Here is a 24,953-nt window from a genome sequence, read left to right as displayed (position 1 = left end):
CGATCACCCGATGCTTTGACATGCAACGGACTGTGACCTATGTCCCGACTCACCAGCGGCGTATCACCTGCGACATATGTCGTGAACTTGTACACCTCACTCGCCACCATCGCAACGGAAGAAGCCCCCTTCATGGGGGCTTCTTCCGTTTGACGGATCGGCGGCATGCCAGGATAAGCGTGCGGACGCCGTGCCCCGCGACAGAGAGGACCGTCATGACCGTGCCCGATCCCCACGCCCCGGTTCACCCGCAGGCGGCTGACGCGCCCGTGTCATCCCTGCTTCGCGCAGCGATCTGGGTCGCCATCGGCGCGCTCATCGCGTCGGCGATCGTCTGTGTCGTGTGGGTGCTCGTCGGCGACCAGAGCGACATCATCGGCAAGGCGTTCCTCACGATCCTCCTGCTCGTCGCCTTCGCGGGCGTCACGATCCTCGACGCCCACCTCGCGCCGCGGCGCCCGGCCTGGTTCGCGCTCGCGAGCATGGGCACCTCGATCCTCACGCTCCTGATCGGTGCCGTGCTCATCTGGATGCCGGAGCGCTATTCGTGGGACGGCTTCACCCGCTTCGTCCAGTTCCTCTTCATCGTGCTGATCCTGCAGCTCGCGCTGCTGCACGTGAGGCTCTACACGAAGGCGCTGCAGCGCTACGACACTCCGTTCACCCGCACGGTCGCGGTGATCACGATCGTGCTCGTGGCCGCGCTCGTCGTGCTGCTGATCCTGCCGCTGATGTTCGACGAGTACCTCCGGTTCCCCGACATCTACTGGCGCATCGTGGTCGCCGTGGCGATCCTGGCCGCCGTCGGCACGGCGCTCATCCCGCTGGTGAACGTGCTCTTCGCGCCGAAGAAGCCGCGCGCAGCCGCGTACCCTGCGTACGGCGCGATGCCGGCCGCCGCACCCGCACCTGCTCCCGGCGCGCAGCAGGAGCTGCTGCCCTGGCCGAACTACGTCGACGGGGTCACTCCGCTGCCGATGCTGCCCGACGGCTCGCCGGATTGGAACGCCTACTACACGGGCTACCCGAGCCCGGGCGCGCACGTTTTCGGCGCCCCGCAGGCAGCGCCGCAGGGCGGCGGTACCCAGAGCGCCTCCGCGCATGACAACGCCACGCCCCCGCCGCACCCCGGCTACGAGGGCTACCCGCCCCCGCCGCCACTGCCGCCCCAGCCGTAAGGGAACGAGCCGGGCGCCGCGCCGCGCGTCGGATCCCGCGTCAGCCGCGAAGCAGTTCGGCCGCGGCCATGGCGGCGTTGTGCCCGCCGATCCCGCTGACCGCGCCACCGCGCCGCGCACCCGACCCGCACAGCAGAATGCGGTCGTGCGCAGTCGCCACTCCCCAGCGCTGCGCCGGAGTGTCGAGCGGCTCGTCGTCGCTCGCCCACGGCCACGACAGCGGGCCGTGGAAGATGTCGCCGGCCGTCATGCCGAGCGAATCCTCGAGGTCGGCCGTCGTCCGCGCCTCGATGCACGGCGTGCCGTCCGGAGCTGCGAACACGACGTCGGCGATCGGCTCGGCCAGCACCGTGTCGAGCGACGCCTGCGCCGCTGCGAGGAGCGCGGCGCGCGCAGCATCCCGATCCTGCCCTGCCACGAGACGGTGCGGCACCTGCAGGCCGAAGAGCGTCAGGGTCTGCACACCCGAGGCCTGAAGCTCGGGACCGAGGATCGAAGGATCGGTGAGCGAGTGGCAGTAGATCTCGGCCGGAAGCGGGTTCGGGATGCCGCCGCCGACCGCCGTGCGGTGGGCCTCGTCGAGCTGGGTCATCGTCTCGTTGATGTGGAACGTCCCCGCGAAGGCGGCCTCGGGATCGACCGACTGGTCGCGCAGCCGGGGGAGGCGCCGCAGCAGCATGTTGACCTTGACCTGGGCGCCCTCGGGGGCATCGGCTGCCGAGCCCGATCCGCCGAGCAGCCGGTCGAGCACAGCGGGCCCGACGCCGCTGAGCACGACGCGTCCGCGCAGCACCTCGGTGCGCCCGCCGTCGTATGCGACCTCGACCTCGCCGTCGGGAGCGATCGAGGTCACGTCGGCGCCGGTGCGCAGGTCTGCTCCGGCCTCGCGGGCGGCGCGCTCGAGCTCGCCGCTGACCCGGCCCATGCCGCCGACCGGCACGTCCCAGTCGCCCGTTCCGCCGCCGATCACGTGGTACAGGAAGCACCGGTTCTGGCGGAGGCTCTCGTCGTCGGCGTTCGCGAACGTGCCGATGAGTCCGTCGGTCAGGGTGATGCCGCGGGCGATGTCGGTCGCGAACGAGGAGCGCAGCACCTCGCCGAGCGGACGCTCGACGAGGTCGGTCCACACGTCGCCCATCAGCTGCCGAACCGCCGCCGCACGGGGGAGGGGGTCGGTCACGGTCGGGAACAGCCGCTCCGCGACCGGCGCGAGGCGCGCGTAGAACGCGGCGAAGCGCTCGGCTTCGCTCGTGGCGCCGGTGACGCGGGCGAATGAGGCGGCGGTGGCCGCGGCATCCGCTGTATCGATCAGGATGCCGCGAGACGGATCGGCGGGGTCCGGCGTATAGGAGGAGTACCGCCGCCGTTTGAGGGCGATCTCGAGGCCGAGGTCGTCGATGATGCGCTGCGGCAGCAGGCTGACGAGGTAGGAGTAGCGCGACAGCCGGGCGTCGACGCCGGTCCACGGGCGCTCCGAGACGGCGGCGCCGCCGACGTGGTCGAGACGCTCGAGCACGACGACCGAGTGGCCGGCGCGAGCGAGGTAGGCGGCGGCGACGAGGCCGTTGTGACCTCCGCCGACGATGACGACGTCGTGGGTGTGTGCGCGGGCGTCCATGACCATCCCTCCACGCTAGCCGGGGGCAGGGGGCGCTCCGTGCCTGTCCCCAGGACGGCGAGCGGATGCCGCACCCGGCGATCCTCAGACGTACACCCCCACCCCCTCATTCTCCGAACGCGGACCCTCAAACACCGGCCCACGCGTTGACCGCCGCGTGCGGTCGGAGGACGGTCGAAACGCGGGGAGATCAGCGCGGTCGTGCGAGGCCAGGAGGGCTCTCATGGGTATCAGGAGAAGGATCGTGACGGGTGCCGTGGTCGCGGCGCTCACCGTGGCGTCGCTGCTCGGCGTCGCGACGGGCGGAGCGGCGGTAGCGGGTGAGGGAGGGAAGCCCGGCGGGAAGCCCGTCGCATCGCTTCTCGCTTCCGGACTGCAGGGCGCCAGCGGGAGCACCATCGGACCGGACGGCGCCCTGTACGTCACCGAGGGGAGGATCGGTCAGGTCACGCGGATCGATCCGCGGACAGGAGCGAAGGCGCCGTACGTGACGGGCCTGCCGCCGGCGATCCTGCCGCTCGGCGGCGCGATCGACGTGGCCTTCATCGGCAAGACCGCCTACGTGCTGGTCACATTGGTCGGCGACGGCGTGCCCGGCGGCACGGCCGGCGACATCGCCGGCATCTACCGCGTCGACGGCCCACACAGCTCCACGGCGATCGCCGACCTCGGCTCGTGGACGGTCGAGAATCCGCCGCCGCCCGAGATCGACTTTTTCGTGGCCGCCGGGCTCCAATTCGCGATGCAGCCGATCCCCGGGGGATTCCTCGTCACCGACGGGCACATGAACCGCCTGCTCAAGGTCTCGCTGTCGGGTGACATCACGCTCGTCGCGCAGTACGACAACATCGTGCCGACGGGTCTGGACGTCAAAGGATCCCAGATCTACATGACCGAGGCGGGGCCCGTGCCGCATCTGCCGGCGACCGGCAAGGTGGTGTCGCTCAGTCTGCGCCACCCGCAGTCGCGACAGGTGGCGTCGGGGGCCAGCCTTCTCGTCGATGTGGAGTGGGGTGCCTGCGGTCTGTACGCCCTGTCGCAGGGCGACTCTCCAGGTGAGGTCGAGCCCGGCTCGCCCGCGCTGCCCGACAGCGGCGAACTGCTGAGAGTGAACAGCAACGGCACGTTCTCCGTGATCGCCGCAGGGCTGGACCTGCCGACCTCCGTGGACTTCTCGCGCCGCTCCGCCTTCATCGTGACGGTCGACGGCGAGGTGTGGAAGGTCGACCTGACCGGCGCAGGCAGGCACGGCAAGGCGTGCGGGCACGGCGCCTGGTGAGAGCGGGGAGCGGATTCCGCGTCCTGCAGCGCTGTCGGATTCCGCGTCCTGCAGCGCTATCGGGCGTCGCGTCTCGCGGCGCCCGATAGCGTGAGGGGATGACGCTCGCGAAGGAACTCGAGTCCCTGGCCGTCGACATCGCCCGCGAAGCCGGTGAGCTGGCGCGGGTGCGTCGGACGGCCGGGGTCGCCATCGCCGCGACGAAGTCGGCGCTCGCCGACATCGTCACCGAAGCGGACCGCGAGGTGGAAGAGCTCATCCGGGCCCGCCTCGCAGGTGCCCGACCCGACGACGGGTTCCTCGGCGAGGAGACCGGAGCCGAGCGTGGCAGGGCCGACGTGACCTGGGTCGTCGACCCGATCGACGGAACCGTCAACTACGCATACGGCATCCCGGCCTACGCCGTCAGCATCGCTGCCGTCATCGGCGAACCGACACCGGGGGAGTGGGAGACCGTCGCTGGAGCCGTCTACGCGCCGGCGTCGGGCGAGATGTTCCGGGCCGCGCGGGGGGAGGGCGCCTGGCTCGGCGACCAGTCGCTGACCGTGAACGCCGACGTGTCGGCCGCAGGTGCGCTGCTGGCGACGGGCTTCGGTTACGACCCGACGACGCATGCCGGCGACCTCGCCCGCGTCGGCCGGGTGATGCCGATGGCCCGCGACATCCGCCGTGGCGGCGCAGCGTCGCTCGACTTCGCGTGGGTCGCCTCTGGCCGGCTGGACGGCTACTTCGAGCGTGGCCTCGCGCCGTGGGATCACGCCGCGGGCTCGCTGCTGGTCACGGAGGCGGGCGGGTCCTTCACGTTCCTCCGGGATGCCTCTGAGCGGGCGCGGCACCTGATCGTGGCGTCGACTCCGGTGATCTTCGAGCGGCTGGTCGATGCGGCGCTCGCCGACGAAGCCTGAGTGTTTCGCAAGGATCCCCGCGAAACGCGGTGAGTTGTCCACACCGCTCATGGCATTCCCAGGTCTCCCCATGTAGTGTTTATGCGATCGTTACTTTCGTCGCCCGAACGGCGGAAGTCGTCATCTGCCCGAAGACCGTACCGTTGCCCCCCGAGCGACACGAACCGAGAGCCCCCCGCTTGCCCTTTGACGCCCCGATGGCTGAGCCCGCGCGCACGCGCCGTTCCAGCCGCACCTCCTCGACGCCTGTCCAGGCGACCTCGGAGACCCTCGGGACGTCGCGTGCGGAACTCCGTCGCCGGGCCGCCGGTTCGGCTTCCGAGCGTCCCGCCGTCGTGTGGGGCCGCCCGATCGAAGAGAAGCAGAAGGATGCCGCGCCCTCGGCGACGACCGACACTCCGGTGATCGCGGCCGAGGTCGAGGACCGCGCGCACGTGCAGCCCCTCACCGATCTGCCTGCCGCTCCCGTCGCCCCCGCCCCCGCGCCGTTTGCGATCGAGCTTCCGGCAGCGCCCATCCACATCGCCGACCCGATCGCGGCAGCGGTTCCGGTCACCGCCGCACCGCAGCCGGTCGTCGCACCGATGAGCCGTCGCGCTCGCCGCGCTCCGCGCACCGGCGAGCAGCCCGCCGTCGTCGTGCCGCCGATCGCGCTCACCGCCCCGGCTGAGGTCGAGCGTCCCGCACCCGTCTTCCACGCGGACCTTCCGTCGGCCGAGACTCCGGCACCGCTGCTCGAGGCCGTCCTCGCACCCGCCGAGCCCTTCCAGCTGCTCGAGCCGACCGTCGCGCCGGTGACCGAAGAGGTCGCCGTGCTCGAAGTCGTTTCCGCCGAGACCCCGGTCGGCGAGCCGACGATCGCCGCCGCGGCGGTCACCGACCCGTCGGACGAGCCGCGGGCCGCGGCATCCGCTTCCGATGAGTTCGAAGCCGCCGCCCGCCTGTTCTCGTTCACCGGTGAGCTGCCCGTCCAGGACGAGCAGACCACGACGGTCGAAGACGGCGAGCCCGCCGCGGAGCCCGAGCCCGCCCAGGCCGCGCACACCGCGCCGCGCAAGGCGCGCGTGAACCGCGGTGCGTCCTTCAAGCGTCTGACCGCAGCGTCGTTCTCGGTGGGTGTGATGGGCATCGTCGGTCTGATGACCGTCGGCATGACCACCCCCGCCGAGGCCGTCGCAGCCGCCGGCGGTGCCGAGACGTCGATGTCGATCCTCGCCCCCGGCGCGACCACCGTCACCGAGGTCGACGCCGACGAGATCCAGGCGTACGTCGCCCCGGCCGGTATCGCGGCCGACACGCTCGACCGCACCGAGAACTACGGCACCACGACGGTCGCCGAGCTCGCGTCCGAGGCGGGCATCCGCAACTTCTCCAACCTCTTCGTCAACGACCCGAACGCCGCGATCCAGTGGCCGTTCGCCGTCGGCGTCACCATGTCGTACGGCTTCGGCATGCGCTCCGGCCGCATGCACGAGGGCATCGACTTCACGCCCGGCGCGGGTGCTCCGATCCAGGCGATCGCCGACGGCACCGTGCGCGTGGCATCAGAGGCCGGCGGCGCCTACGGCGTGCACGTGATCATCGACCACGTGATCGACGGCCAGCTCATCTCGAGCCACTACGCGCACATGGAGTACGGCTCGATCCAGGTGTCGCAGGGTCAGCACGTCACGGTCGGCACGGTGCTCGGCCGCACGGGCAACACCGGCCGCTCCTACGGGGCCCACACGCACTTCGAGCTCCTCCTCAACGGCAAGACCGCGATCGACCCGCTGCCCTGGCTGCGGGAGCACACCGGAGGCTGACCTCGATTCAAGAGTGGTGCCGTTGCTCTGGTATCCTCTTCTAGTTGCCCGCACGCGGGCAGCACGCCCCGATAGCTCAGTGGCAGAGCACTTCCATGGTAAGGAAGGGGTCGTCAGTTCAATCCTGACTCGGGGCTCGGAACATCGTGAGATGTGACGCGGCAGGGTAGCTCAGTTGGTGAGAGCGCACGACTCATAATCGTGAGGTCGCGGGTTCAAGCCCCGCTCCTGCTACAGATCGAAACCCCCGGATTTCCGGGGGTCTTGTCGTTGTTGCGCTCGTCTGCCGGGCGTTGCTTTGATTCTCATCAGACGTGAAAGAGGGTGCGGATTCCCTCGCCGGAACCCGCACCGCTGCTGCGACGATAGCGCTGCGTGAGCCCGATCGTCGTGCCTTATCCGCAACCCGCAACGAGGATGACGCCCGGCGAACAGTTCGTGTCCGGCGCGCCGAACGCGGGCGTCGCGCACCGCGGCGCGGAGCTCGCCGGGGCGCTCACCGCCGGCCGTCCTGGGCACGGGACCTTCGACCCCCGCGCCCGTGCGGCCTTGGCGCAGTGTGAGGGGTGAAGGAGGATGCCATGTCCACCAACACAGCCCCGCCCCACGTGCCGGCAGGCGTGGGCGCTCCGCCGCAGACTGCGATGTCGGACAGGTCGTTCATCGCCACGTGGATGTTCGCCTGGCTGCTCGGGTTCCTCGGCGTCGACCGCTTCTACCTCGGCAAGATCGGCACCGGGATCCTCAAGTTGCTGACCGTCGGAGGGTTCGGCGTCTGGTGGCTCATCGACCTGATCCTCACGCTGGCCGGTGTGCAGCGTGACAAGGAGGGTCGCCTGCTCCCCGACTTCGAGGAGCACAAGATGATCGCCTGGATCATCACCGCCGCAGGGTTCGGACTCTGGCTCTTCACGGCGGCGATCTCGCGGGTGATGGCCTACATCCCCGACGTCTGGCCGATGATGCCCTGGTGGCAGCTGCAGTGATCTCACGGCCCCGCATTTGGCAATCGAGCAGGGGAGCCGGGATGCTGGGCAGGTGAAGCTGGTTCGCACCGTCCGGCGGTACCCGGTGATCACGGTGTCGGTCGTGATCCTCGCCGTCGTCCTGGGTCTGCAGCTCTCGGGCGCGGTCACCGCGGCGCGGTGGATTGCGACCGCGTACGTCGGGCTGTTCATCGCGTGGACGATCGTCGGCATGGTGCGCGACGTCCTCCGGGGGCACGTCGGTCTCGACATCCTCGCCGTCGTGGCGATGATCGCCACGCTCGCCGTCGGCGAGTACCTCGCTTCACTGATCGTCGTGCTGATGCTGTCGGGCGGCGAAGCGCTCGAAGAGTTCGCGGGTCGGCGCGCCAGGCGCGATCTGACCGCGCTGCTGGACCGGTCGCCACGCACGGCCCACGTCATCCGTTCCGGTGCCGGCGAGCGTGACGAGGTGGAGGATCGCGCCGTGGAGGAAGTCGCCATCGGCGACGTCCTCCTCGTGCGCCCCTCCGAGATCGTGCCCGTCGACGGCATCCTGATCACCGCCACCGGCTCGTTCGACGAGTCCTCGCTCACCGGCGAGAGCATGCCGGTGGCCCGCGACGCAGGAAGCGAGGTGATGTCGGGATCGATCAACGGGCCGCGCGCGGTGCGCATTCGTGCCTCGCGCCTGAGCGCAGACAGCCAGTACCAGCAGATCGTCGCACTCGTCCAGGAGGCGCAGGACTCGCGGGCGCCAGTCGTCCGGCTGGCGGATCGATTCGCGATCCCGTTCACCGCGGTGTCCCTCGTCCTGGCGGGCACCGCATGGGCGCTGTCAGGAGATCCCACGCGGTTCGCCGAAGTGCTCGTGCTCGCCACGCCGTGCCCGCTCCTGATCGCAGCACCGGTGGCGTTCCTGGGCGGGCTGTCGCGCGCCGCGAAGGCCGGTGTGATCATGAAGAGCGGGGCGGTCATCGAACAGCTGGCCCGCGTGCGCTCGGTCGCGTTCGACAAGACGGGCACGCTCACCGAGGGCCGCCCCGACCTCGTCGCGGTCCGCCCTGCCGAGGGATTCAGCGCCGACGAGGTGCTGCAGCTCGCAGCATCCGCTGAGCAGTACTCCTCTCACGTGCTCGCCGCCGGCATCCGCCGCGCCGCCGTGGAGCAGGGCCTCGCGCTGCTGACGACGGACGACGCCAGCGAAGTCGCCACCAACGGCGTCGAGGCGACCTTCGGCGACCGCCGGGTCGTGGTCGGCAAGCCGGCGTACGTCGCCACCCTCGCCCCCGACACGACACGGGCCGAGCTCGGCCCGGGAGAGGCCGCAGCGTACGTCGCCATCGACGGGCGCTTCGCCGGCACTCTCGTGCTCGCCGACGATCCGAGACCCGAGTCCGCCGACGTCGTGACGTGGCTCGGCGAGAACGGCGTCGAGCGCATCGCGATGCTCACGGGCGACACGCTGCCGACCGCGACCTCGATCGCGCGGGACGTGGGAATCGAGGAGGTGCACGCCGAGATCCTTCCCGGCGCGAAGGTCGAGCTGGCGCATGGAATGGCGCCCCGCCCCGTGATGATGGTCGGCGACGGCGTCAACGACGCGCCCGTCCTCGCGGCATCCGACGTCGGAGTCGCCATGGGGGCCAAGGGCGCGACCGCGGCGGGTGACGCCGCCGACGTGGTGATCCTGGTGGACTCGCTGGCTGGGATCGTCGACGCGGTCGCCGTCGGCCGCCATACCCTGCGCGTCGCGCTCACCGCGATCTGGATCGGCATCGCGCTGAGCATCGGGCTGATGCTCGTGGCGATGACCGGGGTCATCCCCGCCGTGGCGGGGGCGCTGACGCAGGAGCTCGTCGACCTCGCGACGATCCTCTATGCACTGAGAGCGCTCGGCGGCCCGCCCCTCGGGTTGGGCGAACACGCAGCGGCGAGCCGGAGGCACGACGCCGTGCGGCGGTGAGCAATGCCGTCGTCCGCGGTCAGCGCACGACGGCGACGACGGTCGGAGGCTCCTCGAGGAGCAGCTGCGTCGTCGATCCGAGCAGGAAGCGGCGGAGCGCGCCTCGCCCGTGGCTGCCGACGACGACCATCCGCGCACCGGCCCCTGTGCGGCGCAGGAGAGCCGCCGGGTACTCGGGTTCGACCACCGTGCGCATCCTCAGATCGGGCAGATCCTGCCGGAGGCCCGCCAGTGAGATCGCCAGCTCCTCCTCCGCGAGTTGCTGGGCGGCGGCGAGATACTCGCCGGGGAGGGTGCCGATCTGCATCGGCATCGGCATCGGCGACCAGCTCTTCACGGCGATGAGCTCTTCGTCATAGCGCCCCGCCTCATCCGCGGCGAACCGGATGGCGCGCTCGCTGATCTCGGATCCGTCCACGCCCACCACGACGCCGGAGTTCCCCTCCACATCACGATCGGGCACCACCACGACGGGGCAGTGCGCTTCGCCGCTGACCCGCATCGCGAGTGGACCGCGTCGCCGGCGGCTTCCGGTGAACCGGTCACTGCCGACCACCAGCAGCGCCGCGCGTTCCGACGCGGCCACGAGTCGCGCGAGCGGATCGCCCCGGTCGACCACCGCTTCGGCGGTCAGCCCCTGCTCGGATGCTCGGCGAGTGATCTGATCGAGGAGGAGCTCCGCTCCCGCAAGCGCACGCTCCACGACCGCGCGTTCGCCCGCGGCGCCGGAGTCGCCGCCGACGACCGCGCGTTCGCCCGCGGCGCCGGAGTCGCCGCCGACGACCGAGATCAGTCGCAACTGCGCGCTCGAGCGCGCGGCTCGATGGATCGCCCACTCGACCGCCCTCCGAGAGGCGCTGCTGTCCGTCACCCCGACCACGATGGCGTCGCCCACCGATTGCTCCTCTCGCGTGCCTGGCCCGCTTCTCAGTGTCGGTGGCCCTGCGAGCGCACACCGGGACGTTGGTCCCGCAGCCGCAGCCGGTGTTCTCGTCGTCCCGACGCGCGCGCGATAGGATCTGGCGACGCCAGGATGCGTCGTGCTGTGGCTCCACACGCGGGAGGCGACGATGACCGGTCCGGAGCAGCTGTCCTTCGCGGACGGCCCCCGCCTCGACCTCGACGAGGCGCTCTCCGCACTGGTCGCGCAGGCCGAGCGGGTGCGCTCCACGCAGGGCCGACTTCGCGCGCTCCTCAGCGCGACCCAGGTGGTCGTGGAGGAGAGCGACCTGTCCACGGTGCTCCGGCGCATCGCGCAGGCGGCCACGACACTCGCCAACGCGGAGTTCGGTGCGCTGGGGGTTGTCTCTCCCGAGCGGGACGCCCTCGAGGAGTTCATCTACGTCGGGTTGACCGACGAGGAGGCCGCGAAGATCGGACACCTCCCGACGGGCCACGGGCTGCTCGGCGCACTGATCGACGACCCGCGGCCCATCAGGATTCCGCGGATGTCGGACGATCCGCGTGCTTCGGGGTTTCCCGCCCACCATCCCCGGATGGACTCTTTCCTGGGCGTGCCCGTTCGAGTCCGGGGCGAAGTGTTCGGAAACCTCTATCTCACGAACAGCCGCGAGGGCGCGTTCACGGAGGAGGACGAGCGGCTCGTCGAGGCTCTCGCCACCACCGCCGGGTTCGCCGTCGAGAACGCGCGTCTCCTCGAGCAGGCGCGCACGCGCGAGCGGTTCGTGACGACCGCGGCCGAACTCTCCGCGGCGCTCCTGTCGTCGTCGACCGGCACGGCGTTCGACCTGATCGCCGGGCGGATCCTGGACCTCCCCGACATCGACAAGGTCACGGTGCTGCTCCCGGACGAACCGGGGGGCGCGATGCGGGTCGCCGCGGCGCGCGGGCCGGAGGAAGCCGAGCTTCGCGGCAGCCTGTTCCCTGCGGCCGGCACGTGCGCGGGCGATGCGCTGGCCACCGGCCGCGTTGCGGCTCGCCCTCGTGAGACGGAGTCGGGCGACCCCGCGCGCGTCATGGCCGACGGGGCCGCCGGGGCGGTGATCGCTGCGCCGCTCGAGACGCGTGGACGGCTCTTCGGGCTGCTGTGTGCGGCGCGCAACCCGGACCGGACCCGCTTCACCGCGACGGAGGCCGAGAGCTTCTCCGATCTCGCCTCTCGCGCGGCGATCGCGCTCGAGCTCGCGCACGCGCGCGAAGAGAGCCAGCGGGCACTTCTCGCCGATGATCGCCGCCGGATCGCCCGCGATCTGCACGACCACGTCATCCAGCAGCTCTTCGGCACCGGCCTCACGCTGCAGGCCGTGGCGAGCAGCGTGTCCGGCGAATCCGAAGCCCAGCGGATTCGCGAGTCGATCGATCACCTCGACGACGCCATCTCCCAGATCCGCACCGTCGTCTTCGCGCTGTCTCAGCGGGAGGGATCTCTGCGTCACCGGATCATCGACGTCGTCGCCGAGCTGTGCGGGACGCTCACGCGCCCCCCGGCGATCCGCTTCAGCGGGCCCGTCGACCATGCGATCACCGGACCCCTCGCCGAGGAGGTCGTCGGGGTCACCCGTGAGCTCCTGAGCAACGCGATCCGCCATGCGAAGGCCGACCGGATGAGCGTCGAAGTGTCCGTCGGCGAGGACTCCCTCACGGTCGTGGTGACCGATGACGGGATCGGAGTGGGCGAACCAGGCCACCGCAGCGGCCTGCGCAACCTCGATGAGAAGGCGAGCACGCGCGGCGGCACCTTCGTCGTGGAGTCGAAGCCCGGGGCCACCGCTGCGCGGTGGAGCGTGCCGGTCCCGCGCGACGGAGGGGGGTGAGGCGATGATCACGGTGTTACTCGTCGACGATCACGAGATCGTCCGCCGGGGGATCGCGGACCTGATCGGAACGCAGGACGACCTGCAGGTCGTCGGCGAAGCGGGCACGGTCCGGCAGGCCTTCGGCCGGATCGCCGCCACGATGCCGGACGTGGCGGTGCTCGACGTCCGGCTTCCGGACGGCAGCGGCGTCGACCTCTGCCGCGAGATCCGCTCGCGGCTGCCCTCCGTGGCGTGTCTCATCCTCACCGCGTACGACGACGACTCCGCAGTGAGCGCCGCGGTCCTGGCGGGAGCGGCCGGCTACATCCTCAAGGACGTCGGCGGCCCGCGTCTCGTGGACGTCATCCGGTCCGTCGCCGCCGGGCGACGGCTTGTGGATGAGGCCGTCGTCCGCCGTGCGACCGAGCAGATCCGGAGGCGGGCGGACGATACCGACCCGCGTCTCGGCTCGCTCGGCCTCCGCGAGCGCCAGATCCTCCGCCTGATCGCCGACGGACTGACCAACCGCCAGATCGGCGAGCATCTCGGGCTCGCGGAGAAGACGGTGAAGAACTACGTGTCGTCGCTGCTGAGCAAGCTCGGGCTCGAACGCCGCACTCAGGCCGCGGTCTTCCAGGTCGAGCACCAGACCGACGGGCCGGGGTAGCGGTCGAGGGCCAGGGACGATGGTCCCGATGCGACGGCGCCCGCGCTCCCTAGCCTGAGTCGATCAGCACCGCGAAGGAGTCCGCGCATGGAACGAGTCGTCGTCGGATATGACGGGAGCCCGGCTGCGGACTCTGCACTGGAATGGGTGTCCGACCGGGCGCTGCGCGGGGATCGTCGCGTCGAGGTGGTGCTGGTCGCGCGCCGGCTCAGCTTCGGTCCGGCAGATGAGGACCGCACGCTGGACCGGGCGGAGACCCTGCTCGCCTCGCGCGTCCCCGGGCTCCCGGTGGAGACCCGGCGATTGGGCGGCTCCATGCCGGACACCCTCGTCGACGCCGCGGACGGCGCCGGTCTCCTCGTGGTCGGCGTCGACCGGGGCCACCCGATCCGCGCCGCCCTCCACGGCTGGCAGTCCCAGCGACTGAGTGTCCGGTCTCCCGTACCGACCTGCGTCGTCCCGCGGGGCTGGCAGTCCAACGGGGGGCCGGTGATCGTCGGGCTGGGGGAGGACGGGTCGTCGGACGGCGCGCTGGAGTTCGCGGCGGCAGAAGCGGAAGCGTCCTCGGCGGCACTCGTGGTCGTCCACGCCTGGCCCCCGTCCGGCATGCCGCGCGGCGGGGGCGAGTCGGCGATGGAAGAGAGCCGCGTGATGCACCGCCGGCATGCCGACGACGCGGCCGCGAGAGCTCGGCGCGCGCACCCCGGCCTGACCGTCCGCGTCGAAGTGGCCGAGCACGACGCGGCCAGCGCACTCGAGCGCGCGGCGGACGGCAGCGCGATGGTCGTGATCGGCACGCACGGCCGCGGCATCCTCACCGGCGGGCTGGTGGGTTCCGTCGCACTCGATCTGATCGGTCAGGCGTCCGCTCCCGTGTGCGTCGTCCCGCTCACCCCCGTCGCGTCCCCGGATGCGCGGGGCGGGCGGGCACGAACGTCGACCGGTGGTGATGGAGGACGGGATGCAGGATCCCCAGAGCCAGCAGCGTGAGGCCGAGTTCGAGGCATCCCACCCCGACGTAGACCGCCTGCAGAAGGCTGAACGGGATGTAGACCATCTGAACGAAGATCCAGACGATGCAGACGAAACCTCCTGTCGCTGCGGCGAGCAGCTGCCAGGGTGAGTCGGCGATCGTCGCGAAGAAGCCGGCGGCGTGGACGCCTGCGACGACGACGATGAGCAGCAGACCCGGGATCAGGTACGACCTGAAGGGTGATCCGTCCAGGTAGCTCATCGGCGGGGTCAGCACGGATGCCCACGCGGGATCCACGCTCCCCGCGATGAGTGCGATCCCGCCGGCCAGTCCGGTGATGGCGACGAACGCCTGTGTGATCAGCAGAGCCACTCGGGTCGGACGACTCATGATCAGACCTCCTTCGGTTGAGCGAGCGCCGCGTCGTGCGGCACGATGACGACGGGACACTCGGCGTCCCAGAGCACGCCGGCGGCGACGGAATCCCGCAGACCGGGCGCGACGGGACTGCTCCGCCGGCCGCCGATGACGACCATCGAGCTGCGCGGCGCGAACCGGAGAAGAGCGGCTGCTCGGCTGTCGCGGACCAGCTCGCGTTCGATTCGGACCGTCGGATGCTGCGCGGCGACCCAGGCTGCGGCGGTGTCGAGGACCGCGCCATGCTGCGCCATCACATCGGCCTGGGCCGCGACGAGGACGGCCGTCCCCTCGAACGAGGGCGTCGGCATGAGCCACGAGTGCACGAGGCGAAGGGAGACCGACGAGGCGGCGGCCTCGCGCGCGGCGAATGCCAGCGCAGCGGCGGACGAGTCGTCGTCGGCGATCCCGACGGTGATCGGGTCGTCGACGTCGATCCATCCCGCAGGCACCAGGACCACCGGCACCTGCGCGATCGTCCTGACGCGTAACGAGGATGTGGCGGTCACGGCGGTGCGGATCGGATGCCCGGGATCGATGCCTGCAACGTAGAGCTCGGCGTCGAGGCCGGCATCGTCGCCGTGGGATGGTCGCCCGGCCACGGCGCGATGGCGCCGCACGACAGCACCGGGGGCGCGGTCTCGGAGGAGCGCTTCTGCGTCGTCGAACGGATCGGCCGCGTCGGCACCGACGCCACCGAACGCCGAGACGATCTCGACCAGATCGACCGTCGTGGCGCCTCGCGCCGCGCGCGTCGCCACCCACGACAGGGCGGACGCAGCGGCGGGGCTCCCGTCGAAGCCGAGGACAATGCGCTCCATGGCGACTCCTTCACACCGGCCGGATCGCCGGCCGTCTCGCTGACGGTATGCCGCATCGGCGGGCCTGCTCAGGCCGAAGGTCCCCCTGAGGCGAGCGTCGGCGGGACCTTCGGCCCGGCGCGGCACCGCGGGAAGCGCTCGACTGGGTGGAACGACGAGCAGGGAGACGATGATGACCCCGAACCCCGGCGCGCACGGGACGGCGACGCTGCGCTTCCTCGGCGCGGCCGACACCGTCACCGGCTCTCGGTATCTGGTGACCGTCGGCGATCGACGCGTCCTCGTGGACTGCGGTCTCTTCCAGGGATACAAGGTGCTCCGGCTGCGCAACCGCGCGCCGTTCCCGATCCCGCCGTCCTCGATCGACGCCGTCGTGGTCTCACACGCGCATCTCGACCACTCCGGCTATCTGCCGGCGCTCGTCCGCGACGGGTTCCGCGGAGTCGTCCACTCGACCGAAGGCACCGCCGAGCTCAGCCGGATCATCCTCCCCGACAGCGCGCACCTGCTGGAGGAGGAGGCCCGCTACGCGGCGAAGGGCAAATGGTCGAAGCATCCGCATCCCGAGCCTCTTTACCGCCTGCGCGACGCCCAGGCCGCCCTCGAGCGGTTCCGCCCGCTGCCCACGGGCGAGGTGCAGACGATCACGGACGGCGTCGAACTGGAGCTCGTGCCGGCCGGTCACATCCTCGGCGCCGCGCAGGTGCGACTGCGCGTCGCCGGGCGCACGCTCCACTTCACCGGAGACCTCGGCCGGCCGGACGATCCATTGATGCGGCCCCCCGCCGCACTCCCGCCCGCCGACGTCCTCGTCACCGAATCCACCTACGGGGACCGCGAGCATGCCCCCGACAGCCCCGAGGTCGTGCTCGGTGACGTCGTGCGCAGGATCGCAGGGCGTGGCGGTGTCGTGCTGATCCCCGCGTTCGCAGTCGGGCGGACCGAGACCGTGCTGCTGCATCTTTCGCGGCTGCGGGACCGCGGTGAGATTCCCGACGTCCCCATCTTCGTCAACAGTCCGATGGCGGTCAGTGCTCTGGAGGTTTACCGTCGTCACCCCGACGAGCATCGACTGGACACCGACGAACTCCAGCGGATGTACCGGATGCCGAGCATGGTGACGACCGTCGACGACTCGAAGCTCCTCAATCTGCGCGGCGGGCCGATGGTGATCATCTCCGCCAGTGGGATGCTCGCGGGAGGTCGGGTGCTCCATCACCTCGCTGCGTACGGTCCGGATCGGCGGAATGCGATCGTGCTCACCGGCTACCAGGCCGGCGGCACGCGGGGCGCTGCGCTCCTCGCCGGCGCGCGTACGCTGCGCATCTTCGGACGGGATGTGCCTATTCGCGCCGAGGTCGTGAGCGTGGACTCCATGTCGGCGCACGCCGATGCCGACGATCTCATCGAGTGGATGAAGTCGTCGTCGGCGACGCCGTCCGCCGTCTACGTGACGCACGGAGAACCGGCTGCCGCCGACACCCTTCGGGCCCGCATCACCCACGAGCTGGGATGGCCGGCGCGCGTGCCGGAGCACCTGGAGACCGTCCGCATCGCGTAGCGAGCGAGACGCCCGCGCCGCGTCGTGGCGTCATCCGGCGAGTCGCTCGGTGAGCGAGTGCCCCCAGTCGCGAGCTCGCGCGAGCTCGCCGTCGACCAGCGGCCCCTCATATCCCTCGACGAGGAAGCTGGAGGGTTCGAGAACGCGGAAGCCGAGTCCACGCGCCGCACGGGTGGCGCTGCGCGATGCGGCGCCGGGGAGCAGCGGCATGTCCACGCGCGTGTCGAAGGCCGCGAACTCCCGGTGCGCCGGCTGCGCCGGCAGGGCATGCAGCCACTCTCGTATCCCTCTGGGCACGTCCTTCGGATCGCCGCCCTGACGCACCGCATCCTCTCGGGTGCGGTGTCTCGACATCGAGAAGGCATGCGTGGGGCCTCCGACGACGAGCAGCTCGATGTCGTCGGGGAGCTCGGTGGGGGCATCGACGACATTCGTCACGACCACCTCTGCGCCGTCTCCCATTCCGTCTGCGATCGCATCCGCGATCCGATGCGTGTTGCCGAACATCGACTCGAAAACCACCATTGCGCGCATCATGACGCCCCTTCACGACTCCTCTGCGGCGGTCCGCGGGTGCACGATCACCACGGGGCAGTGGGCGTGTTCCGCGCAGGCGGCGCTCACCGACCCGAGGAGCAGGCCGAGGAAACCGCCTCTTCCGCGGCTGCCGAGAACGAGCATCCCGCAGCTCTTGCTCACTTCGATCAGCGTCCGCGCGGCCGGCCCGCCCAGCACCCTGCGGGTGAGCCCGTCAGGCGGCGACTGGCCGAAGGCGCGTCTGATCGCCTCATCGAGATCATCGGCCGCGATCTGCTCGGGGTACCACCCCTCCATGGGCGGCATTCCGCCGGCGAGGGGGAACGTCCAGGTGATGAGCGCTTCGAGAGGGGCATCGAAAGCCTCCGCCAGCCGCGCGGCATAGCGCAGCGCGTCGACGGAGGAATCCGAACCGTCGACGCCTACGACGATGCGGTCCACGTCAAGGGTGTCATCCATGGAGCCAGCGTTGCGGGGATCAGGCCGTCACGAGGGGACGAAAGTCACACGGGCACGTCCGTGGAGATGCGGCAGTCTCGCGTTCCCGACGATAATTGCCGGATGCCGAAGATCTCCGCTCCGACGGTCGCCGAGCACCGCGCTGCCCAGCGCGCGGGCCTCCTCCGCGCGGGCGAGGCCGTGCTGCTCGAGTCAGGACTCGCCGGCGTGTCACCGCGGACGGTCAGTGAGCGTGCCGGCCTCGCGCGGTCGAGCTTCTACGACTACTTCGCCACGAAGGACGACCTGCTGGTGGCGATCGCGATCGCTGCGATCGAGCAGTGGGATGCCGAGATCGAGGTGGCTTTGTCGAATGTCGAGCCGGGCGTGGCGCAGCTGCGCGCATTCGTCGACGCGACGATGACGATGACCGCGGACGGCAAGCACGCGATCGCGGGCGCTCTCCGTGAAGCGGACCTCAGCCCGAGTCGCTACGAAGACCTGATGACGCTCCACGCCGTGCTTCTGCGGCCTCTCGTGACGGTGCTGACCGATCTGGGGATCGAGCGGCCGGACTCCGCCGCGATGCTCGTCCAGGGAGTGCTGGGCGCCGGCGTCCAGCTCGTCTCGCACGGGATGGACCATCGTGTCGTCGCCGACGATGTCTTCCGGCTGCTGACCGAAGGCCTGCCCGGCTGAGGCCGACTCGACCGCGGGCCGCCCCGCGGGTGCGTCAGACCGCGACGTTCGCCGCGATGATGCGGGCCGCGGCGGCCGCGCCGTCCTCCTTCTCGTACGCGACCTTCACCTCGTCGGCGGCCCGGCGGATCGCGGGGTCGGACAGCACGCGTTCGACCGCCTGCACGAAAGCCGGCCGCGACACGTGCGCAGGGGGAACGGCGATGGCGTTGCCCCGCTCCTCGCAGAGCCGCACGTGCCAGGTCTGCTCCGGCTGGAGGCCCATGCCCACGAACGGCACGCCGGTCGCGCACGCCGTCTGCACCGTGCCCTGACCGCCGTGCAGGACGGCGGCGTCCAGCATCCCGCCCATCAGGTGAACCGGCAGCAGGTCGGTCACGTGCACGTTCGCGGGCACAGGATCGTCGGCGCCGAGGTAGTGGCTGATGGGGGCGATGACGTTGATCGGCAGGGGGCCGAGGGCACGCGCTGCCACGAGCGCGAGGTCGCGGTTTCCGGAGGAGCCGAGGCCGAGGTAGACGAGCGGCTCGGCCGCGGCCGCGAGCTCGGTGGCGAGCGACGGGATGGGCGCGTCGATGTGGGCGAAGATCGGCCCGATGCGCTGGTAGTTCGGCGGAAGCTCGAACCCGTTGAGCTCCCACGGCATCTCGGTCAGCAGGTTGTGGTCGGCGGTGATCAGCGAGGCGACGGTGCGCAGCGGGGCCACGCCGTTCGCCTTCGCGACGGCCGTGAACGCCCGCGGGGCAAGGGGGAGGGAGGTGTACACCCACCGGAACGCCCACGTCGCCACTCGATCCGCCGCGCGCGCGAACCGCCCGCGTCCGCGCACGAGCTGCTGGTGCGGCGCCTGCGCCACCTGCGGTTCCGTGAGGGCGAAGGGCACGGGGAAGAAGAGCGGGACGGACTCGGCGCGCGCCGAGATGAACGACGTCAGGTTCGATCCCGTGACCACGGCCCTCGCGTTCAGGCGCTGGATGAGCTCGCGCTCCACGTCGACGCGCGTCCGCACGAGTCCCTCGGTGAAGGGGCTCTTCATGCTGCGGCCCTGGTCGAAGGCGATCGCCTGGTCCTTCTCCGCCGTGCTCCACGCCGGTTCGCACGCGCGGTAGTCGAAGCCCGCCGCGGTGATGAGGTCGACGTAGTCGTGCTCGTAGCCCATGAAGACGGGCTCGAAGCGACGGTCGAGGGCGCGGGCGACCTGGATCATGCGGGTGGTCTCGGCCAGGTTGAACGTCACCGGGCAGAAGAGGACGACGGTCACGGGACCACTCCTTCGGGGGCGCGTTGGTCCGAGTGTGGCACCCGCGCGACCGCCTCGCCACCCGCCGCGGAGTACCGGTCCCACGGCCCCGCCGGCGCGCTACGTCGCGCGGTCGGGAGCATCGAGCAGTGATCGGGCGAGCACCGTTGAGCCGGCGACGGCGGCGGGCATCGTGGCGACGGCGCCGAGCGGGACCATGAAGCACAGCTGCGTCGCGACGCCGAAGCCGAGCATGCGCGCACGGTGCGCGCGACGGAGCGAGTGGCGTTGGGCCGGAGGCATCCCCCGCGCGGTGAGTGAGCGCGAGACGAGCTCTTCGGCGACCAGCCATCCTGTCGCCAGGATGCCGAACACGGTGCCGACGACGCCGCCGACCACCGGAATCAGTCCCAGCAGGCCGGCGACGATCGCGACACCGACACCGCGGGCGACGAGGATCAGACCGTCGAGCGCGCCGCGCCAGAAGCCGTAGGCGGAGTCCGCCGGTGAGCCGCCCAGCTCCCGCTCGACGGCGATCCAGATCCGCTCGTAGAAGGGCTCGCCGACGAGCAGGGTCAGCGCCGTGAACGAGACGGCGACGATCACCAGCGCCGCGCCGAACACCGCGGTGCCGACGGCGACGCGCATCACGGTCGCCCACAGCCCCGGCCAGCCGTCCGCGAACGGGGTGGCGGCCTCGGCGATCGCCGGCAGGTAGACACCGAGGGCGATGAGACCCCCGAGCAGCACCAGCGCGACGATGGCGGCGGGCACGAGGCCGAGCGCCATCAGCCCCGGCCGGCGACGCCAGTAGCCGAATCCTCGGCCCAGCATCCCGACGCCCCGCGCGAACTCCCGCATCCTGCCCAGCCTAGATGCGGCGAGCGGATGCCTCGCCCACGCACGCAACGACATCGGGCCGCACCCCGTCGGGGTGCGGCCCGATGAGCGCGCGTGGTCAACGGGTGCGGCGCCGGTAGATCGCCATCGCCCAGAAGTAGGCGACGACGAGGATGCCGACGCACCAGGCCAGCGCGACCCAGATCTGCGTACCCACGGGCTGCTGGGTGAAGATGTCGCGGATGGAGTTGACGATCGGCGTCACCGGCTGGTTGTCGGCGAACCACGCCACCGGTGCCGGCATGGTGTCGGTGGGCACGAACGCCGAGCTCAGGAACGGCAGGAAGATCAGCGGGTACGAGAACGCGCTCGCCCCGTCGACCGTCTTCGCCGACAGCCCCGCCACGACGGCCAGCCAGGTCAGGGCCAGCGTGAACAGCACGAGGATTCCGAGCACGGCGAGCCACCCCAGCACTCCGGCGCCGGTGCGGAACCCGATGGCGAACGCCACTCCCACCACGATGACGAGCGAGATGACGTTCGCCACCAGCGACGTCAGGACGTGCGCCCACAGCGCGCTCGAGCGTGCGATGGGCATCGACTGGAATCGCTCGAAGATGCCGCCCTGCATGTCCATGAACAGCCGGTACGCCGTATAGGCGATGCCCGACGCGATCGTGATCAGCAGGATGCCGGGGAGCATGTAGTCGATGTACGAGTACGACCCGGTGTCGATCGCCCCGCCGAAGACGAACACGAACAGGAGCATGATGGCCACCGGGGTGACCGCCGTCGTGATGATGGTGTCGGGACTGCGGAGGATGTGGCGCAGCGACCGCCCGGTGAGGACGGCGGTGTCGCCGACGAAGTGCGAGGTCATCGCGGTTCTCCCTTCTCCGCCGCCGCGGCCTCGCCGGCGGCGGGGGCTCCGTCTTCGCCGATGATCGCGAGGAAGACCTCCTCGAGCGTCGGCTGCTTCTCGACGTACTCCACGGTGGTGGGGGGCAGCAGCTGCTTCAGCTCGGCGAGCGTGCCGTTCGCGATGATGCGGCCCTGATGAAGGATCGCGATGCGATCAGCCAGCTGCTCGGCCTCGTCGAGGTACTGCGTCGTGAGGAGGACCGTCGTGCCGTTCGCGGCGAGTTCCTTGACGGCGTCCCACACCTCGATGCGCGCCTGCGGATCGAGGCCCGTCGTGGGCTCGTCGAGGAACACGATCGGCGGGTCGCCGATGAGACTCATGGCGATGTCGAGGCGGCGCCGCATGCCGCCCGAGTACGTGCCCGCCCGGCGCCCGCCGGCGTCGGTCAGTGAGAACCGGGCGAGCAGCGCATCGGCGACCCCGCCGGCGTCGGCGATGTGCCGCAGCTGCGCCACGAGCACGAGGTTCTCACGGCCGGTGAGCACTTCGTCGACGGCGGCGAACTGCCCGGTGAGGCTGATCGACTCGCGCACCCGCGCGGCCTCGGCGACGACGTCGTGACCGTGCACGGTGGCGGTGCCCGCATCGCCCTTCAGCAGGGTCGACAGGATGCGGACGACCGTGGTCTTGCCCGCGCCGTTCGAGCCCAGGAGGGCGAAGATGCTCCCCTCGGCGACGTCGAAGTCGACGCCGGTGAGCACGTCGAGGTCGGCGAAGGACTTCTCGAGCCCCTCGACCTTGATCGCGGCAGAGGTGTTCATTGCTCCCCGTCCTCTCGTCGTGCGTCATCCATCGCCTTCGTGAGGCGTGCGCGCTCCTTGTCGATCCAGCGGGTGCCGGCGTAGGCCTGGGCGAAGGTCTCGGCGAACTCGACGGGGTCGTCGCCGACGATGTCGCCCACCGGTGTGCCGTCGACTGCGGCACGCTCCCAGAGGTCGGCCAGGTCGGTGAACATCTGGGTCATGGTGTCGCCGTCGGTGACACCGCCGTAGTACATGAGGTACCGGTGCATCGCCTTCGCCGCGGTGGCGTAGGGCTCGGGAAGCCCGTCGATGCGCGCCTTGTCCTGTCTGTACTGCTTCTTCTGCTCGAGTGAGCCGGTCAAGAATTCGATCCACTTCGCGGCCATGTCACCGTTCTCCTTCGGTCTGAACTGCCTGATCGGGGTCTGTGCTTCGGTGGAGCTGTTCGATGCGCTCTGCGAGGAAGCTCCAGGTCCTCCAGAACTCGGCGAGCTGCTCGCGGCCCTGCGCGTTGAGCGAGTAGACCTTGCGCGGTGGGCCCTTCTCGGACGGCACCTTCTCGACATCGACGAGACCGCGCTGCTCGATGCGCACGAGGAGGGCGTACACGGTTCCCTCGACGAGATCCGAGAACCCCTCGTCGCGCAGGCGGGCCGTGATCTCGTAGCCGTACGCCGGCCGGACCGACAGCGTGGCGAGCACGATGCCCTCCAGCGTGCCCTTGAGCAGCTCCGTCATCTGATTGCCCATCGCGCATCGCCTCCATCTACTCAGCGTTGCTGAGTACCACTAGACGGTAACACTAGGTACTACTAGATAGCAACACTGAATACTGCACCCCGTGCGGATGCCGGAGCGCGACGACGTGGCGGTCAGTCCTCCGGAGCGGGCGACGCCGGGAGGGTGGCGTCGCCGGTGGCGACGGACTCGGGGATCTCGCCCGGACGGAAGCGCGGCAGCCGGCTCGCGGGCACGATGGCGATGGCGCTGACCCCGGCGAGCAGCAGCAGCCCGAGCTTGAGTGCGCTGAGACGGGCCTCTTCGTTGAGGGCGACTGCCGCGTCGACCTGAGACTCCGAGGCATCCGTCTGCTCCTCCAGGACGGTCTTCAGGCGGTCGTTGCTGACGAAGTTGACGCTGTCGAGGTCGATCTGCGACACGAGCTCGGGGGAGAGCTCGGGGTGGTCGGCGAGCGATGAGAGCACGTTGAAGCTCAGGATGCCCACGAGCAGCGCGCCGGCCACGGCCGTGCCGACCGCCGAGGCCAGGTTCTGCGTCGTGCCGCGCACGGATCCGACGTCGCCGGCGAGGGTCTTCGGCGACGCTGTCACCAGCACGTTGAAGACCAGCGTCACCAGGGCGCCCTGACCCACGCCGAACACGAAGAGGCCCAGGATGGTGGGCAGTGTCTCCCAGTTGTTGGTGACGACGAACGCCAGCCACACGAGCGCGATCGTGGTCAAGCCGAAGGCGAACATGCCGATCGTGCGCGGCGGGAACCGCCGGTAGAAGCGGACGACCACCATTGCTGCGAAGAAGACCGTGAGGTTGAACGGCAGCATCGCCAGCGACGTGTCGAACGGGGTGCGCCCCTGCACGATCTGGATGTAGAGCGGGATCGTGAAGTTCAGCGCCGCCTCGAGCCCGACGACGATGAACATCGCGTAGACCGCCGCCCGCTCACGCGACGAGCCGAACACCGAGAGGCTCACGAGCGGCACTTTGCCGGCGCGCGTGCGGCGCCGGGTCCACAGGAAGAACAGCTGCACCAGCACGACGCCGATCACGATGAGCAGGGGCGCCGGCGACAGCCCGAGGATCTCGAAGGGCGCCGCGTCGCGCGCCGACAGGATGCCCCAGCTGTTGAGGTTGTTGACACCCAGCGTGAGCGCGACGATGCCGAGTCCGATCAGCACCGCGGCGACGGCGTCGATCTTCACGACCTTGTTGCCGGGCGCGCCCCGCAGCCGGAAGCTCAGCACGAACACCGCGACGGCCAGCACCAGCACCACGACGAACACCTGCCGCCAGCCGACGAGGGTGGCCAAGGTGCCGCCGATGAGGAAGGCGCTGACGCCGGCGAGTGCGCGTGCCGAGCCGAGTGAGCCGATCGCGGTCTCCTGCTGGCGGCCGTGATAGTTCTCGGCGATGAGGGCGACGAGCGAGGGGACGATGATGGCGGCGGATGCTCCGGCCAGCGCCTGCGCGGTGATCACGTAGCCCACCGAGGGCGCGAGGATCATGAGCACCGCCGAGGCGGCGAAGACGGCCACCACGACGCGGAAGACGATCACCCACCCCACCCGCTGGCCGATTTTCGCGCCGACCATGACGAGGGCCGCCACGACGAGGCCGTACGTCACGATGGCGGTGCTGACGTCGGTGGGCGGCACGCCGAAGGTCTCGACCATCCCGCCCAGCGACACCGGCAGCGCCGAGACGTTGTACGACATCAGCACTTGCGCGAGGAACAGTCCCACGAGCGGTGCCCAGGAGGCGCGGGATGCCGCAGCCTCGGTGCGGACATTCGATTCGGTGTTCATGCGCATCCTGCCTGTCTGCGAGTACCGGCCGTGCATCGCCCGTACGGACACCTCGCCCGCTCGAACAGTGCCAGCGTAGG

24 protein-coding genes and 2 tRNA genes are annotated in these 24,953 nt (G+C 70.6%); 13 read left to right on the top strand and 13 right to left on the bottom strand.

Translation table 11 applies throughout. From position 1 onward, the window contains the following. Positions 1–215 precede the first annotated feature (215 nt). Positions 216–1,178: a hypothetical protein gene (locus tag ACFC1W_RS14715; RefSeq protein ID WP_375993969.1), complete on the top strand. Its 963-nt coding sequence runs from the start codon at positions 216–218 to the stop codon at positions 1,176–1,178. A gap of 40 nt (positions 1,179–1,218) precedes the next feature. Here the strand turns inward: ACFC1W_RS14715 and ACFC1W_RS14710 are convergent, their stop codons facing one another. Further along, entirely contained in the window at positions 1,219–2,802 is a 1,584-nt protein-coding gene (locus ACFC1W_RS14710; protein WP_375993966.1) for a phytoene desaturase family protein, read from the bottom strand. Between the two features lie 238 nt (positions 2,803–3,040). On the opposite strand from ACFC1W_RS14710, the gene ACFC1W_RS14705 reads away from it, so the two are divergent. The 7 genes from ACFC1W_RS14705 to ACFC1W_RS14675 all read left to right on the top strand — a co-directional run bounded on the left by ACFC1W_RS14705 (position 3,041) and on the right by ACFC1W_RS14675 (position 9,716). Then, positions 3,041–4,075, top strand: a complete 1,035-nt coding sequence (locus ACFC1W_RS14705; RefSeq protein WP_375993963.1) for a ScyD/ScyE family protein — start codon at positions 3,041–3,043, stop codon at positions 4,073–4,075. A 98-nt stretch (positions 4,076–4,173) separates the two neighbouring features. Then, positions 4,174–4,980, top strand: coding sequence for an inositol monophosphatase family protein (locus ACFC1W_RS14700; RefSeq protein WP_375993960.1), 807 nt, complete (start codon positions 4,174–4,176; stop codon positions 4,978–4,980). A gap of 197 nt (positions 4,981–5,177) precedes the next feature. Then, a complete protein-coding gene (locus ACFC1W_RS14695; RefSeq protein ID WP_375993957.1) occupies positions 5,178–6,785 on the top strand; it encodes a peptidoglycan DD-metalloendopeptidase family protein in 1,608 nt (535 codons plus the stop codon). A 65-nt stretch (positions 6,786–6,850) separates the two neighbouring features. Further along, positions 6,851–6,922, top strand: a tRNA-Thr gene (locus tag ACFC1W_RS14690). 23 nt (positions 6,923–6,945) lie between these two features. After that, positions 6,946–7,019, top strand: a tRNA-Met gene (locus tag ACFC1W_RS14685). Between the two features lie 347 nt (positions 7,020–7,366). Further along, positions 7,367–7,771, top strand: coding sequence for a TM2 domain-containing protein (locus ACFC1W_RS14680; RefSeq protein WP_375993954.1), 405 nt, complete (start codon positions 7,367–7,369; stop codon positions 7,769–7,771). Positions 7,772–7,823: 52 nt separating this feature from the next. Further along, on the top strand, positions 7,824–9,716 hold the full coding sequence (locus ACFC1W_RS14675) for a heavy metal translocating P-type ATPase (RefSeq protein ID WP_375993951.1): 1,893 nt from the start codon (positions 7,824–7,826) through the stop codon (positions 9,714–9,716). Between the two features lie 19 nt (positions 9,717–9,735). Here the strand turns inward: ACFC1W_RS14675 and ACFC1W_RS14670 are convergent, their stop codons facing one another. Further along, a complete protein-coding gene (locus ACFC1W_RS14670) occupies positions 9,736–10,611 on the bottom strand; it encodes a universal stress protein (RefSeq protein WP_375993949.1) in 876 nt (291 codons plus the stop codon). A 145-nt stretch (positions 10,612–10,756) separates the two neighbouring features. Here ACFC1W_RS14670 and ACFC1W_RS14665 point away from each other — a divergent pair, with 145 nt between their 5' ends. The 3 genes from ACFC1W_RS14665 (at position 10,757) to ACFC1W_RS14655 (ending at position 14,129) form a co-directional block, all read left to right on the top strand. After that, on the top strand, positions 10,757–12,490 hold the full coding sequence (locus ACFC1W_RS14665) for a GAF domain-containing protein (RefSeq protein WP_375993946.1): 1,734 nt from the start codon (positions 10,757–10,759) through the stop codon (positions 12,488–12,490). 4 nt (positions 12,491–12,494) lie between these two features. After that, positions 12,495–13,139: a response regulator gene (locus ACFC1W_RS14660; RefSeq protein WP_375993943.1), complete on the top strand. Its 645-nt coding sequence runs from the start codon at positions 12,495–12,497 to the stop codon at positions 13,137–13,139. Positions 13,140–13,226: 87 nt separating this feature from the next. Beyond that, a complete protein-coding gene (locus ACFC1W_RS14655) occupies positions 13,227–14,129 on the top strand; it encodes a universal stress protein (protein ID WP_375993940.1) in 903 nt (300 codons plus the stop codon). Here ACFC1W_RS14655 and ACFC1W_RS14650 read toward each other — a convergent pair. Then, the gene (locus ACFC1W_RS14650) at positions 14,029–14,502 is read right to left on the bottom strand and encodes a hypothetical protein (RefSeq protein ID WP_375993938.1); all 474 of its coding nucleotides are present in this window, start codon (positions 14,500–14,502) and stop codon (positions 14,029–14,031) included. The two genes, ACFC1W_RS14655 and ACFC1W_RS14650, sit on opposite strands and share 101 nt — an antisense overlap. Positions 14,503–14,504: 2 nt before the next feature. Continuing rightward, the gene (locus ACFC1W_RS14645) at positions 14,505–15,350 is read right to left on the bottom strand and encodes a universal stress protein (protein WP_375993936.1); all 846 of its coding nucleotides are present in this window, start codon (positions 15,348–15,350) and stop codon (positions 14,505–14,507) included. Between the two features lie 172 nt (positions 15,351–15,522). Here ACFC1W_RS14645 and ACFC1W_RS14640 point away from each other — a divergent pair, with 172 nt between their 5' ends. After that, positions 15,523–16,911, top strand: a complete 1,389-nt coding sequence (locus ACFC1W_RS14640; protein WP_375994022.1) for an MBL fold metallo-hydrolase RNA specificity domain-containing protein — start codon at positions 15,523–15,525, stop codon at positions 16,909–16,911. Between the two features lie 30 nt (positions 16,912–16,941). On the opposite strand, the gene ACFC1W_RS14635 is transcribed toward ACFC1W_RS14640, so the two are convergent. Both ACFC1W_RS14635 and ACFC1W_RS14630 read right to left on the bottom strand, forming a co-directional pair. Next, the gene (locus ACFC1W_RS14635) at positions 16,942–17,436 is read right to left on the bottom strand and encodes a flavodoxin family protein (protein ID WP_375993933.1); all 495 of its coding nucleotides are present in this window, start codon (positions 17,434–17,436) and stop codon (positions 16,942–16,944) included. Positions 17,437–17,457: 21 nt separating this feature from the next. After that, positions 17,458–17,889 (bottom strand): universal stress protein, encoded by a 432-nt coding sequence (locus ACFC1W_RS14630; protein ID WP_375993930.1) that lies wholly within the window; start codon positions 17,887–17,889, stop codon positions 17,458–17,460. A 120-nt stretch (positions 17,890–18,009) separates the two neighbouring features. On the opposite strand from ACFC1W_RS14630, the gene ACFC1W_RS14625 reads away from it, so the two are divergent. Continuing rightward, a complete protein-coding gene (locus ACFC1W_RS14625; protein ID WP_375993928.1) occupies positions 18,010–18,585 on the top strand; it encodes a TetR/AcrR family transcriptional regulator in 576 nt (191 codons plus the stop codon). A gap of 34 nt (positions 18,586–18,619) precedes the next feature. Here the strand turns inward: ACFC1W_RS14625 and ACFC1W_RS14620 are convergent, their stop codons facing one another. The 7 genes from ACFC1W_RS14620 to ACFC1W_RS14590 form a co-directional block, all read right to left on the bottom strand. Further along, positions 18,620–19,846, bottom strand: a complete 1,227-nt coding sequence (locus tag ACFC1W_RS14620; RefSeq protein ID WP_375993925.1) for a glycosyltransferase — start codon at positions 19,844–19,846, stop codon at positions 18,620–18,622. 99 nt (positions 19,847–19,945) lie between these two features. Continuing rightward, the gene (locus tag ACFC1W_RS14615) at positions 19,946–20,686 is read right to left on the bottom strand and encodes an EI24 domain-containing protein (RefSeq protein WP_375993923.1); all 741 of its coding nucleotides are present in this window, start codon (positions 20,684–20,686) and stop codon (positions 19,946–19,948) included. 97 nt (positions 20,687–20,783) lie between these two features. Next, positions 20,784–21,545, bottom strand: coding sequence for an ABC transporter permease (locus ACFC1W_RS14610; protein WP_241112006.1), 762 nt, complete (start codon positions 21,543–21,545; stop codon positions 20,784–20,786). Continuing rightward, positions 21,542–22,348 carry an ABC transporter ATP-binding protein gene (locus ACFC1W_RS14605; RefSeq protein WP_375993919.1) on the bottom strand — a complete coding sequence of 269 codons (807 nt, stop codon included), beginning with the start codon at positions 22,346–22,348 and terminating at the stop codon, positions 21,542–21,544. The genes ACFC1W_RS14610 and ACFC1W_RS14605 overlap by 4 nt, the downstream gene beginning before the upstream one ends. Further along, a complete protein-coding gene (locus ACFC1W_RS14600; RefSeq protein ID WP_375993916.1) occupies positions 22,345–22,716 on the bottom strand; it encodes a DUF1048 domain-containing protein in 372 nt (123 codons plus the stop codon). Before ACFC1W_RS14600 ends, ACFC1W_RS14605 begins: the two co-directional genes overlap by 4 nt. Before the next feature lies 1 nt (position 22,717). Further along, positions 22,718–23,080 (bottom strand): PadR family transcriptional regulator, encoded by a 363-nt coding sequence (locus ACFC1W_RS14595; RefSeq protein ID WP_375993913.1) that lies wholly within the window; start codon positions 23,078–23,080, stop codon positions 22,718–22,720. A 122-nt stretch (positions 23,081–23,202) separates the two neighbouring features. Continuing rightward, positions 23,203–24,873, bottom strand: a complete 1,671-nt coding sequence (locus ACFC1W_RS14590; protein ID WP_375993910.1) for an MFS transporter — start codon at positions 24,871–24,873, stop codon at positions 23,203–23,205. Between the last annotated feature and the right edge of the window lie 80 nt (positions 24,874–24,953).

It is taken from the genome of Microbacterium sp. NPDC056003 (assembly GCF_042274785.1).
Classification (GTDB): Bacteria; Actinomycetota; Actinomycetes; order Actinomycetales; family Microbacteriaceae; genus Microbacterium.
This window is presented reverse-complemented; position numbering and strand designations above follow the sequence as displayed.

Excerpts from the sequence above, each read along its gene's own strand:
- ACFC1W_RS14635 (WP_375993933.1), bottom strand. The coding sequence starts at position 17,436 with ATGGTGGTTTTCGAGTCGATGTTCGGCAACACGCATCGGATCGCGGAT.
- ACFC1W_RS14680 (WP_375993954.1), top strand. The coding sequence starts at position 7,367 with ATGTCCACCAACACAGCCCCGCCCCACGTGCCGGCAGGCGTGGGCGCT.
- ACFC1W_RS14645 (WP_375993936.1), bottom strand. The coding sequence starts at position 15,350 with ATGGAGCGCATTGTCCTCGGCTTCGACGGGAGCCCCGCCGCTGCGTCC.
- ACFC1W_RS14700 (WP_375993960.1), top strand. The coding sequence starts at position 4,174 with ATGACGCTCGCGAAGGAACTCGAGTCCCTGGCCGTCGACATCGCCCGC.
- ACFC1W_RS14595 (WP_375993913.1), bottom strand. The coding sequence starts at position 23,080 with ATGGGCAATCAGATGACGGAGCTGCTCAAGGGCACGCTGGAGGGCATC.
- ACFC1W_RS14715 (WP_375993969.1), top strand. The coding sequence starts at position 216 with ATGACCGTGCCCGATCCCCACGCCCCGGTTCACCCGCAGGCGGCTGAC.
- ACFC1W_RS14605 (WP_375993919.1), bottom strand. The coding sequence starts at position 22,348 with ATGAACACCTCTGCCGCGATCAAGGTCGAGGGGCTCGAGAAGTCCTTC.
- ACFC1W_RS14615 (WP_375993923.1), bottom strand. The coding sequence starts at position 20,686 with ATGCGGGAGTTCGCGCGGGGCGTCGGGATGCTGGGCCGAGGATTCGGC.
- ACFC1W_RS14590 (WP_375993910.1), bottom strand. The coding sequence starts at position 24,873 with ATGAACACCGAATCGAATGTCCGCACCGAGGCTGCGGCATCCCGCGCC.
- ACFC1W_RS14660 (WP_375993943.1), top strand. The coding sequence starts at position 12,495 with ATGATCACGGTGTTACTCGTCGACGATCACGAGATCGTCCGCCGGGGG.
- ACFC1W_RS14610 (WP_241112006.1), bottom strand. The coding sequence starts at position 21,545 with ATGACCTCGCACTTCGTCGGCGACACCGCCGTCCTCACCGGGCGGTCG.
- ACFC1W_RS14600 (WP_375993916.1), bottom strand. The coding sequence starts at position 22,716 with ATGGCCGCGAAGTGGATCGAATTCTTGACCGGCTCACTCGAGCAGAAG.
- ACFC1W_RS14655 (WP_375993940.1), top strand. The coding sequence starts at position 13,227 with ATGGAACGAGTCGTCGTCGGATATGACGGGAGCCCGGCTGCGGACTCT.
- ACFC1W_RS14640 (WP_375994022.1), top strand. The coding sequence starts at position 15,523 with ATGACCCCGAACCCCGGCGCGCACGGGACGGCGACGCTGCGCTTCCTC.
- ACFC1W_RS14695 (WP_375993957.1), top strand. The coding sequence starts at position 5,178 with ATGGCTGAGCCCGCGCGCACGCGCCGTTCCAGCCGCACCTCCTCGACG.
- ACFC1W_RS14710 (WP_375993966.1), bottom strand. The coding sequence starts at position 2,802 with ATGGTCATGGACGCCCGCGCACACACCCACGACGTCGTCATCGTCGGC.
- ACFC1W_RS14625 (WP_375993928.1), top strand. The coding sequence starts at position 18,010 with ATGCCGAAGATCTCCGCTCCGACGGTCGCCGAGCACCGCGCTGCCCAG.
- ACFC1W_RS14650 (WP_375993938.1), bottom strand. The coding sequence starts at position 14,502 with ATGAGTCGTCCGACCCGAGTGGCTCTGCTGATCACACAGGCGTTCGTC.